This window comes from Flagellimonas sp. L-11 (genome assembly GCF_056857735.1).
Genome location: NZ_JBSXNR010000061.1, coordinates 1 through 12,025, shown reverse-complemented (window position 1 = coordinate 12,025; position 12,025 = coordinate 1). Strand labels below are relative to the sequence as shown.

The window sequence follows — 12,025 nt, the reverse complement described above, 5'->3', positions numbered from 1 at the left end:
ATGGCCTTCGATTTTCTGGTTCCGGTAAAGGACAAGGTATTGGCACATTCCGAATTGTTGCCAGAACAAGCATTGGGAAAAAACATCCACATGCATACCGAAAAGGATGGGCTTCCTGTATTCGCCCATGCCGATGTAGCCATTTTTGGCGTATTGGAATCCAGAAATGCCTTCGAGAAAAAACCAGAAAAACTGGATTTGGACGAAGTCCGTATTCAACTCTACCGTTTAATGATGGGCAATTGGAACTCCACCATTATCGATATAGGGGATGTGGAGGAGGGCGACACTGTGGAGGATACCTACTTTGTTGTAAAGGAAATTGTAGCTGGATTACTAGAGGAAAACATCATTCCCATTGTTTTGGGACTTACGCAAGATATAACATTTCCTACCTATCGTGCTTTTGATAAGATAAAGAATATGGTGAATCTGGTCTCCATCGATAGTCGTTTTGACTTTGGTGAGGACGATGAATTGATTTCATCACATTCTTATATGAGTAAGATCATTACGGATAAGCCCAATAATCTTTTTAATTTTTCAAACATTGGATACCAGAGTTATTTCAATGCCCAGGAAGAAAAGGATTTAATGGAGCGTCTTTTTTTTGATGCCTATCGCTTAGGTGAGATTGCCGCCAATATAGAACTGGCGGAACCTGTTTTGCGAAGCAGTGATATTGTAAGCTTGGACCTGCGGGCTATCCGGGCCAGCGAAATGGGTATGACAAGTAACTTTTCCCCAAATGGTTTTACAGGTCGAGAGATATGTACCATTGCCCGTTACGCCGGTATTAGCGACAAAGTTTCCCTGTTTGGAATTTACGAAGGGGAGAACTCGCACCAGGCATTTCAGATGATTGCCCAGATTATATGGTATTTTATTGAGGGTCTAAGCTTCAGGATCAAAGAATACCCAAGTTCAAAGAACGAAGACTTCACAAAGTTTACTGTACCCACGGACACGGAAGAATTGATTTTTTTCAAAAGCCATGTCACAGAACGGTGGTGGGTAGAAGTGCCAACAATTTTGGCAGAGCATACTAAAACAAATTCGGTGGCGTTATTACCTTGCACCGAAGAGGACTATTTGGATGCTTGCAACCAGAACATTCCCGAAAGGTGGTTCAAAGCCTATAGAAAAGGCTTGAACTAAATAAATTAAATTTTGATCATTAATTGTTTTTACACAATAATTCATTCAAAAATCAGTTTTGAGAGTAATGAATCTGTGTAGTACAGTTATTAAAATCTTGAATCGAACAATTTAACCTAAAGTATGAGAAAGCTATTCTTTTCATCTCTAGCACTTGTTTTTTTGCTTACCAGTTGTGGCTCTAAATCAAGGTCAAAAGGTGAACTAGTTGGGGTAAAGGGGAAAAAATGGCATCCAGAAAAACCCTATGGAATGGAATTGATTCCCAGAGGCGCCTTTGTAATGGGGAAAGCCCATGAGGATCAAGCGAAAACATTGAACGCTCCCACAAGAACGGTTACCGTACGTTCCTTTTATATGGATGATACGGAAATCACCAATAGTGAGTACCGACAGTTTGTGGAGTGGGTCAAGGATTCCATAGTAAGAACCAGATTGGCCATTTTGGCCGATGAACTTGGCATAGGGCCCGAAGATGAAGGTATTGGTGAGTACGCTTTTAAAGATACTGATACGACCGAACTTTCCGTTTACGACAAATACATGCTCGATAATTATGCGGGCATGGGGGACAACTATTATGAAGGTAGGGCATTGAACAAAGATGTTGACCTGATATGGGATACATCGGAATACCCAGATGAGTACTATACAGAGGTTATGGATTCCATGTATCTGCCAGAAGAAGAGAGTTACAATGGCCTTAGGAGCATAGATGTTACCAAAATCAAATACAAGTACAACTGGATGGACATCGAAGCTGCGGCAAGGGCACGATCAGGCAATAGAAAGGACTTCATCAAACAAGAAGAATTGGAAATTTACCCAGATACCACCGTATGGATCCGAGATTTTGAATACAGCTACAATGAGCCGATGCACAACGATTATTTTTGGCACGATGCCTATAGCGACTACCCTGTAGTCGGGGTAAACTGGATGCAGGCCAAAGCCTTCTGTAATTGGAGAACAAAATTTAAGAACGATGATCAAAAAAGTCGTGGAAAACAGTTTGTGAACCAATTTAGGCTGCCCACCGAAGCAGAGTGGGAATATGCCGCCAGAGGAGGGATCGAAGGCGGAAAATATCCTTGGGGCGGTCCGTATGTGATCAGCGACACAGGATGTTTTATGGCCAACTTTAAACCACAACGTGGCGATTACGCAGCAGATGCCGCTTTATATACGGTAGAAGCAAAATCCTTTGAGCCTAACGAATACAATCTATACAATATGGCAGGCAATGTATCGGAATGGACAAACTCCAGTTTTGATCCAGGTGCTTACCAATATTTATCCACGATGAACCCAAACATTGGTTCGCAGGACAATAAACGTAAAGTGATTCGTGGAGGTTCTTGGAAAGATGTAGCTTACTTCCTTCAAGTAAGTACCAGAGATTATGAATATCAAGATTCTGCGAGAAGTTACATAGGATTTAGAACGGTCCAGGATTATATGGGAGAGGAAGACTCTACCAACGGTAGCCGAAGCGGACTATAATAAAACAAAAACACGAGAGAACATTATATAAACAAGTAAGAGTAGTAACCAAATACTTATTTTTTATATAACTTAATTAAAACTAGAATTATGGCGCAGTCAAAATCAACAAAAAAGCTGTTTAACATGGCCTACGGGCTTGGGGCATCGGTAGTAATTATTGGTGCATTGTTCAAGATCCTTCACTGGGAGTTCGGACCCCTTACAGGTGGACTTCTTCTTGCGGTTGGACTTATTACAGAAGCATTAATCTTTGCTATCTCTGCATTTGAACCAGTTGACGATGAATTCGATTGGTCTTTGGTATATCCGGAATTGGCCGGCGGTGAAGCGGATGCTTCCAGAAAACAAGAAGCCAAAGATGCAAAAGAAGCTGAAGGATTGCTTTCCAAAAAACTGGATAACCTTCTTAAAGAAGCAAAAATCGATTCTGAACTTTTTACCAATTTGGGAGAAAGTATCAAGAGTTTTGAAGGTGCTGCCAAGAACATCACTCCAACTACAGATGCTATTCAGCACACTAAAAAGTACTCAGAGGAATTGTCCCATGCAGCAGCTCAAATGGAATCTTTGAACAGCTTGTACAAAGTACAATTGGAAAGTGCTAGTAGACAAGCGTCCATCAACGAAGAAGTTGTGCAGAATGCAGGTGCGTTGAAAGACCAAATGGAGTCTTTGGCCACCAACCTATCTTCTTTGAACGGAGTGTACGGAGGTATGCTTACAGCCATGGGCGGAAAAAACTAATTAGAGGTTTTCAAAATCAACAGAAAACAAAACCAAATCAAATTAATTATTAAATCTAATTAGAAAAACATGGCAGGAGGAAAACAAACACCACGTCAGAAGATGATCAACCTTATGTACTTGATCTTCATCGCGATGTTGGCACTAAATATGAGCAAGGAAGTACTTGCCGCGTTCGGACTTATGAACGAAAAGCTGGAAACTTCCAATACCAATATGGACTCCAATAACTCTAGTTTTATGGCCAGCTTGGAAACAAAGGCCAGTGAAAACGAAGAGGAGTACGGAGAATTGTACCAAAATGCTCAAGAGATCAAACAACTTTCCGATAATTACTATAACTATTTGGAAGGATTGAAAAAAGAAATGACCGCAGATTTGGAAGACCCAAAGGACTATGTGGTTATGGACAAGTCTGATTATTTGGACCAAAAATTCTTTCAGGGCGACAATTTGGGACCAGAAGGAAAAGAGTTCATGAAGCAGATCAACGATTACCGTGAAGGTGTTATCAATGCTTTGCCAGATGAATACAAATCTTTGAAAACCGGTGTTCAAACCCGTTTTGCCACTGGTGATGAAGATGGTAAAGTTGAGAAGAGAGATGGCACACGTCAAGATTGGATCAACTACCATTACGAAGGGTTCCCATTGGTGGCCTCTTTGACCAAAATGACCCAGTTGCAGGCCGATATCAAAACCACGGAACAAGAAGTGTTGAAAACCCTTTTGGAGGGTGAATTGACCGAGGCTGTGTCCTTGACCAACTTTGCCAGTGCATTGTCCGCTCCAAAAACCGCTTACTATGCAGGTGAAAAGTATGATGGTAAGATCATTGTTAGTAAAACTGACAAGACTTCCACGCCTGTAAAAGCAGAATTGACTTTGGACGGAAGACCATTGACCGAAGGTAAGGACTATGAATTGGAAGCTGGTGGTATCAAAATGTTGATCAGTGCCGGTACCCCAGGGGATCATACCATTAAAGGAACCATGACATACATGCAAGATGGTGAAGAGGTGCCAGTGGAAGTGAACAACACTTTTGCAACAATCTCCATGCCTAACGCAGCAGTAATTTCTGCTGATAAGATGAACGTGGTATATCGTGGTGTTGCCAACCCAATGACCATCTCTATTCCTGGTATTCCGGATAATAAGGTTTCAGCATCAGCTCCTGGTTTGAGCAGAAGAAGTGGCAGCAATTACATAATGAACCCCGGTACAGGTAGATCTGTAACCATTACAGCTTCTGGAACGTTGCCCGACGGTAAGGGAATCCGTACTTCGTCCGAATTCCGTATCAAGGATATTCCAAGGCCAAGTGGTACCGTTCGTGGAGAATCAGGTAGCATTAAAATGCCAAGGAAAAACCTTGAAATCGCAACTGTTAGTGCAATGTTGGAAGATTTCGACTTTGATTTGAACCTAGCTGTTAATCAGTTTAAGTTTAAAGTACCTGGTCAGCCTACCGTAGTTGTAAATGGAAACAAATTGGATGGCAGGGCCAAATCTGTGCTTGCGAGAGCAGGTAGGGGCGAGTCTGTCCAGATATTCGATATCCAAGCTTACATCACAAACAACAAGAGCTACAAGTTAAAGAAAGTATCTCCTGTTATGGTTGAGCTTACTAACTAAGAAGTATAAAAAGTATACAAGTGATCATGAATTGGAAAAACGCATTATTAATTGGATTGTTGGGCGTATTGCCAATATCAATCATGGCGCAGGCAAATATTTTAAATGCCAAGTTGCCAGAGGATATAGGTAAAAAAACCCAAGCTCAAGTAGAGCAAGATGCCGATGAGCCTTTAGCGTACGGTTATGTGGATGATAGGGATATCCTATGGTCCAAGACCGTTTGGGAAATCATCGATCTTGACGAACGGGTTAACTTTCCATTGTATTACCCAACCGATACCATAGGTATTGGGGCAGATAGAAGGTCGCTGTACCATGTTTTGATGAAAAACATTAAAAATGGAAACCTTACCGAGGTTTATGCAGACTCCTACTTTACCGAAAAAAGAAAGTTGGAAGACCTTTCGGCTACCTTGAGAAAGGTAGATACCACCGATCTTGGTTACGAGCAGGTAAATGCTGGTGAGCAGGTTTCCCCGGAGTTTATTAACAAAAGGGATATTACTGCTGCCGACATAGAGGAGTTTCGTATAAAGGGAATCTGGTATTTCGACAAGCGCCAGGGAGAACTTAAGTATCGCTTATTGGGAATTGCACCGGTTGCGCCCGATGTTAACTTTATCGATGATGAGTCCATCGATCCAGGACAGAACAAAGTAGAATTGTTTTGGGTATGGTACCCTGCGGCTAGGCAAATTTTGCACGATGCCAAGGTGTACAACCAGCGGAACTCGGCAAGACCCATTTCCTTTGATATGTTGTTGAACGCACGTCGATTCAACGGAGTTATCTACAAAGAGGAAAATGTTCACGAAGATCGTGAAATAGACGATTACATTTTTGATAATGCATTGTTCCAGCTCTTGGAATCCCAAAGAATAAAAGAGGGTATACGCGACAGAGAGCAGGATATGTGGGCATATTAGTGAAGCGCTGTTTTTTCGACCTTTGGTCGCAGAAAACCAAAAGCTGAATTAATCCCGAAGAACTTCGGGACCCTATAAAAACCATAATTTCCAATTCAATACAGCAAAACGCCGCACTTAGTGTGGCGTTTTTTTTGGTTTAAACTAAAGTTTGAATGGATGATTGATCGATCAGATGCCTAATTTTGCAGTATGTTGGATTATATAGTAGTAGGTTTAGGTTTGGCCGGGATTTCGTTCTGCGAAGTTTTGGAAAAAGAGGGAAAAGCTTTTACCGTGATCACGGACGAATCACAAAGAGCTTCACAAGTGGCTGGTGGCCTATACAATCCCATAATCTTAAAACGGTTCACCATGGCATGGAAAGCCAAGCAACAGTTGCAAGGGGCCAAACCATTTTATCATAATTTAGAGGAAAAACTGGGCAAAAAGTTAGATTACCAGCTCCCTGTTCTGCGAAAGTTTGCATCCATTGAAGAGCAAAATCTATGGTTCGAGGCCGCTGACCGCCCAGAGTTGGACTATTTTCTTTCAACCAAAATTATACCAAACAACAACCCGGCCATTGATGCACCGCATGGATTTGGCGAAGTAAAATATACAGGACGAATAGATACGGGTACTTTAGTGCGTTCCTACAAAAGATATTTGGAAGAAAAAGGCAAACTCTTATCAGAATCTATGGATTTTGATTCACTTTCTATAGCAGAGGATCATGTCGCTTATAAGTCCATTGTAGCCAAGAACATTGTTTTTGCATGCGGTTACGGCCTCAAACAGAATCCATATTTTGGTTACCTCCCCTTAAATGGTACCAAAGGCGAGCTATTGATTATCCATGCGCCCAATTACAAAGAAGACAATGTGATTAAATCCTCGGTTTTTACCATTCCTATGGAAGATGATACGTATTTGGTGGGAGCCACATACAAATGGAAAGATAAGACCAACGAACCTACGGAAGCATCCAAAAACGAACTTTTGGACAAACTGAAGTCCTTTTTAAAATGTGATTTTGAGGTTGTTGACCACGTAGCGGGCATTCGCCCCACCGTTATTGATCGCAGACCCTTAGTGGGCAGGCACCCGAAGCATCAAAATTTGTATGTTTTGAACGGATTTGGTTCTAGGGGTGTGTTGATAGGGCCGTATGCCTCCAGGCAATTGTTCGATTATATTGAATACAATATCGACTTGGATCCGGAAATGGATATTGTAAGGTTTACCAAAAAATATTATTCCAGTTAAGTTTTTACCGCTTCGTGTTTTTTAACAGAAGTGGGGTCGTACTTTACAAAAAAGTTGATCCAAATATTTCTGGATAACCTGATGATTACCGGCATAAAAACAATCAAAGTACCCACAATAGCAATAAAGGTGGTCAATAAGGAAGTGCCAATAAATAAAAAGGAGATTACAAAGGCGGCAACTGCAAACGCAATGCCCACACCATAACTCACGTACATAGCACCGTAAAAAAAGGAGGGCTCAATCTTGTATTTTAAGCCACAATGCGAACACCTTTCGTTCATACTGAAAATTTTGGAAAGTGTGTACGGGTTGGATTTCTCATACATGCTCTCCTCGTGGCACCTTGGACAGTTTCCTGTTAAAATGCTGTACATTTTGGTTCCTTTTTTTAACATTTGCACGGCTTTTGTACAAAAGTATGAATTCGCCAACTAACGTTTTGTAATCAAGGTCACATTTAAATGCTAAATATTCATAATCTTTCCGTAGCCTTTGGAGGAGAATATCTGTTCGAGGAAATATCGTTTCGTCTTAACGGCGGGGATAGAGTAGGTCTAATAGGAAAGAACGGTGCGGGTAAATCCACTATGCTTAAACTCCTTGCCAAGGAAATGCCCTTGGATGAAGGAGCCATAGCCACTGAAAAAAACATAAAAATCGGTTTTCTTAAACAGGATATTGATTTTGAAGAAGGGAGAACCGTCTTGGAGGAATCCTATCAGGCATTTTCAGAAATCAAAGAGCTGGAACTCAAACTGGACGAGATCAATACTGCCTTGGCGGAGCGAACCGATTATGAAAGCGACGGGTACCATCAACTCATGGTGGATTTGAACGATGTAACGCATCGGTATGAAATCTTGGGAGGGTACAATTACCAAGGTGATACCGAAAAAGTGCTTCTTGGGTTGGGTTTTAAGCGGGAAGATTTCAATAAACTGACCGATACCTTTTCCGGTGGATGGCGTATGCGTATTGAACTGGCCAAACTCTTACTTCAAAATAACGATGTATTGCTGCTGGATGAGCCCACCAACCACTTGGACATTGAATCCATTATTTGGTTGGAGCAGTTTTTACGAAACTTTACCGGTGCCGTGGTGATTGTTTCCCACGATAAAATGTTTTTGGACAATGTAACCAACCGTACCATTGAGATTTCATTAGGAAGGATTTACGACTACAACAAGCCCTATTCCCAGTTTTTGGTGCACCGAAAGGAAATAAAGGAACAGCAATTAAGTGCCCAAAAAAACCAAGAAAAACAGATACAGCAGACCGAAAGGCTGATTGAAAAGTTTAGGGCAAAATCCAGTAAGGCATCCATGGCACAGTCCCTTGTCAAAAAACTGGATAAAATGGAACGCATCGAGGTGGATGAAGAGGACAATAGTGTGATGAACCTTCGGTTTCCCGTTTCAGTAAACCCCGGCAAGGTAGTGGCAGAATTAAACGGTGTTTCCAAAAGCTACGGCCCCAAAAAAGTGCTTCAAAATATAGATCTAATGATAGATCGTGGAAGCAAAACCGCTTTTGTAGGTCAAAACGGCCAAGGAAAAACAACTCTTGCAAAAATTTTGGTCGGCGAATTGGATTACAAGGGCGATTTAAAAATTGGACACAACGTACAGTTGGGCTATTTTGCCCAGAACCAAGCGGAATACCTGAATGGTAATAAGACCATTTTGGATACCATGATCGATGCCGCCAATGAGAAGAACCGCAGTAAAGTAAGGGATATTTTAGGATCCTTTCTGTTTAGAGGCGATGAGGTGGACAAATATGTGAAAGTACTTTCCGGAGGTGAAAGAAACCGTTTGGCCCTGGCCAAAATGCTCTTGCAACCCTTTAACGTGCTCGTAATGGATGAGCCTACCAACCACTTGGACATCAAATCCAAAAATGTTTTAAAACAAGCGCTTCAAAATTTTGAGGGGACATTGATTCTCGTTTCTCACGATCGTGACTTTCTTCAAGGGTTGACCGATAGGGTTTACGAGTTTAAGGACGGAGGCATAAAGGAGTATTTGGGAGATATCGACTTTTACTTGGAACAGCGTAAGATGGAGGATTTCCGAAGTGTTGAAAAAGGGGACACAAAGAAAGAAGACAAAACACAGGAAAAAAGCAAGGAGAACGACTATCAAATCCAAAAGAAGCAAAAATCCCTCAAAAACAAGCTTAGTGGGGTAGAGAAGAAGATTTCCCAACTGGAAAAGCAGATAGCCGATATTGACCACGACCTGCTCATGGACTACGATGCCACCATTGCAAAGCCTAACTTTTTTGATAATTACGAAGGTAAAAAGAAAGATTTGGAGTCCTTAATGGAAGATTGGGAGAACTTGTCCGAAGCTTTAGAAGCTCTTGATTAACCTAACATTTCAGCTTTTACATCGAATTTTACCGAATTCACAACAAATTGGAGTGTATTTGACGATTATATTTGTAAGTTATTTCTTCTTTATTGTATTTTGTAAGTAAATTCGTTGTGATTTAATAAGTAATCAATGATTCGAGCGGCTCTTTTTTTCTTTTATTTGATGTTCTCTGCGGGTATATCTTTTGCCAGTGGACAGATTTCCCCTAAAGAAAAATCTGCCTTGGTAGATTTGTACAATAGCACCAATGGCGAAGATTGGAATGTTTCTTGGGATTTGACCGCACCCGTGGACACATGGAAGGGTGTAGAGGTCGATAAAGGGCATGTAGTGGGCCTAACACTGTTTATGAACAATTTAAATGGCGTACTTCCAGAGAGTATAGGTGATTTAAGACACCTTTCCAATTTGAATCTAGCTTTCAACCAGATTACCGGAGTGCTTCCTGAAGATATTGTGAAATTGGAAAAGCTTAAGGTTTTCCGTTTGGAGATGAACCGAATCAAGGGTGGTATCCCAACAGGAGTCGCCAATTTTAAGGAGTTGGAGGTATTCTCTATGTTCAACAACTTTTTAACCGGACCTATTCCAGAAACATTTGGGGAACTCAAAAAGTTAAAAGAGTTAAACCTATCCAGTAACAATCTCAAAGGAACAATACCCGAATCCATTGGAAACCTATCAAACTTAGAGGCGTTGGGTCTTTTTGAAAACAAATTGGAGGGTCAGATACCGCGAGAAATTGGGAATTTACTCCAATTAAAGGAATTGGTCTTGTCCAATAATCAATTGGGAGGTGAAATTCCCGAGGAGTTTGGCCAATTGGCAAATTTAAAAATATTACAACTTCAAAATAATAGGTTCAACTCGTTCAACGCCTTACATGGTATGGATACGAAACAGTTTTTGGTGTTCGATACCGATGATAAAACATTGAACCCAAAATTTAGGGATATTCAAATAGACCGTACTCGAATGGCAGATACCAAATTCGAGGATGAAAACGAAAACGAGTAGTTAGTTATTACTTTAGTTTGTTTGGTTTGGGGATGCCGTTTGGGGTCCCCTTTTTGCATTTGACCCAGTTAAAAATGCATTTTATGAAATATTTAACCATTGTAAAAAAAGTAGGGAATAGATTTGTAGCTATTAAACCAACTAACGAATGCGAAAGCTTATAATATCGGCAGTTGCCGGAGGTATTATCATATTGGCCTCTTTATATTTTGCTGGCCTTATTGCTGGCAGCAAGGACAATAAAAGGCCCCCTTCCCAAAAGGTGGTAAAGACTGTTTTTGTGGATACGGTAAAAAATACGACCATCCCCATAATGGTGCCGGCCAATGGGAACCTTACCGCCAAAAAACGCGTAGAGTTATACTCTGAAGTGCAAGGAGTATTTAGATCGGGAAGCAAATTGTTCCGAACAGGACAGCAATATAGTGCCGGGCAAACCCTTATCCGAATAGATGCAAACGAGTATTATGCTACCGTGCAATCGGCCAAAAGCAACCTGTACAACTTACTTACGTCCATAATGCCCGATTTACGTTTGGATTACCCAGAAATTTATCCAAAATGGCAACAATACCTCAATGGGTTTGATTTGGAGAAAACCACTCCCGAGCTACCCAAGATGGATTCGGAAAAAGAAAAGTTCTTCATAACGGGAAGAGAGATCATCACTACATATTATAACGTAAAGAATTTGGAACAGCGTCTGTCCAAGTATACCATTTCCGCTCCTTTTACAGGAGTGTTGACCGAAGCTTTGGTCACAGAGGGAACATTGGTCAGATCTGGACAAAAACTGGGGGAGTTTATTGATACCGGCCTCTACGAACTGGAAGTTTCCGTTAGCAAGATCTATGGAGATTTCTTAAAAGTAGGAAAAAAGGTAGCGTTGTCCAATTTGGAAAATACCCAAACGTATATGGGCGAAGTTACCCGGGTGAACAGTAGGGTTGACCAAAACTCGCAGACCATAATGGTCTATATTGAAGTAAGTGGCGATAATTTAAAAGAAGGCCAATATCTTGAAGCCAATCTAGAAGCAAAAGAAGAGCCAGATGCCATAGAAATCAGTCGATCCTTGTTGTTGGAAAACAACCAAATTTTTGTGGTCAGGGACTCCGTGTTAGACCTAATGGATGTAAAACCTATCTTTTTTACGGACAGAACCGTAGTGCTCAAGAACGTTCCCGATGGAGAAGTTATAGTGGCAAAACCCATTACCGGTGCCTACGCAGGTATGTTGGTTAAAACATTTGACGAAAGTAAAGGCTCTAGTTTAAAATAGCTATTATTTGTATCTTGTACAGTATGGAACTATCAGAACTTAAGAAAGAGATCATGTCGCTGCCCTTGGAGCAGCGGGAACTATTGATCAAAGAGTTGTCGATGAGCGGTGACGTGCCC

Annotated in this window: 10 protein-coding genes; 9 read left to right on the top strand and 1 reads right to left on the bottom strand. The window is 41.2% G+C overall.

All coding sequences use genetic code 11. The features are described from left to right. From AC13CC_RS10375 to AC13CC_RS10350, 6 genes are all read left to right on the top strand, one after another. The gene (locus tag AC13CC_RS10375; protein WP_293165346.1) at positions 1-1,158 is read left to right on the top strand and encodes a formimidoylglutamase; all 1,158 of its coding nucleotides are present in this window, start codon (positions 1-3) and stop codon (positions 1,156-1,158) included. Positions 1,159-1,281: 123 nt separating this feature from the next. Next, positions 1,282-2,661: a T9SS ring complex lipoprotein PorK/GldK gene (gene porK, locus AC13CC_RS10370; RefSeq protein ID WP_326277675.1), complete on the top strand. Its 1,380-nt coding sequence runs from the start codon at positions 1,282-1,284 to the stop codon at positions 2,659-2,661. Between the two features lie 90 nt (positions 2,662-2,751). Then, positions 2,752-3,408: a type IX secretion system motor protein PorL/GldL gene (gene porL, locus AC13CC_RS10365; RefSeq protein ID WP_326277677.1), complete on the top strand. Its 657-nt coding sequence runs from the start codon at positions 2,752-2,754 to the stop codon at positions 3,406-3,408. Between the two features lie 69 nt (positions 3,409-3,477). Next, positions 3,478-5,046 carry a type IX secretion system motor protein PorM/GldM gene (gene porM / locus AC13CC_RS10360; RefSeq protein WP_482876716.1) on the top strand — a complete coding sequence of 523 codons (1,569 nt, stop codon included), beginning with the start codon at positions 3,478-3,480 and terminating at the stop codon, positions 5,044-5,046. 26 nt (positions 5,047-5,072) lie between these two features. Then, positions 5,073-5,975 carry a type IX secretion system ring subunit PorN/GldN gene (gene porN / locus AC13CC_RS10355; RefSeq protein WP_482876714.1) on the top strand — a complete coding sequence of 301 codons (903 nt, stop codon included), beginning with the start codon at positions 5,073-5,075 and terminating at the stop codon, positions 5,973-5,975. Between the two features lie 192 nt (positions 5,976-6,167). After that, positions 6,168-7,223 carry an NAD(P)/FAD-dependent oxidoreductase gene (locus AC13CC_RS10350; protein WP_482876713.1) on the top strand — a complete coding sequence of 352 codons (1,056 nt, stop codon included), beginning with the start codon at positions 6,168-6,170 and terminating at the stop codon, positions 7,221-7,223. Here AC13CC_RS10350 and AC13CC_RS10345 read toward each other — a convergent pair. Further along, positions 7,220-7,621: a DUF983 domain-containing protein gene (locus tag AC13CC_RS10345; protein WP_326277684.1), complete on the bottom strand. Its 402-nt coding sequence runs from the start codon at positions 7,619-7,621 to the stop codon at positions 7,220-7,222. The genes AC13CC_RS10350 and AC13CC_RS10345 overlap by 4 nt on opposite strands. 66 nt (positions 7,622-7,687) lie before the next feature. Between AC13CC_RS10345 and AC13CC_RS10340 the strand changes: the two genes are divergently transcribed. The 3 genes from AC13CC_RS10340 (at position 7,688) to AC13CC_RS10330 (ending at position 11,906) form a co-directional block, all read left to right on the top strand. Further along, positions 7,688-9,601 carry an ABC-F family ATP-binding cassette domain-containing protein gene (locus AC13CC_RS10340; protein ID WP_326277685.1) on the top strand — a complete coding sequence of 638 codons (1,914 nt, stop codon included), beginning with the start codon at positions 7,688-7,690 and terminating at the stop codon, positions 9,599-9,601. Between the two features lie 135 nt (positions 9,602-9,736). Then, positions 9,737-10,624 carry a leucine-rich repeat domain-containing protein gene (locus AC13CC_RS10335; protein ID WP_326277687.1) on the top strand — a complete coding sequence of 296 codons (888 nt, stop codon included), beginning with the start codon at positions 9,737-9,739 and terminating at the stop codon, positions 10,622-10,624. 148 nt (positions 10,625-10,772) lie between these two features. After that, entirely contained in the window at positions 10,773-11,906 is a 1,134-nt protein-coding gene (locus AC13CC_RS10330; protein WP_482876712.1) for an efflux RND transporter periplasmic adaptor subunit, read from the top strand. Positions 11,907-12,025 lie beyond the last annotated feature (119 nt).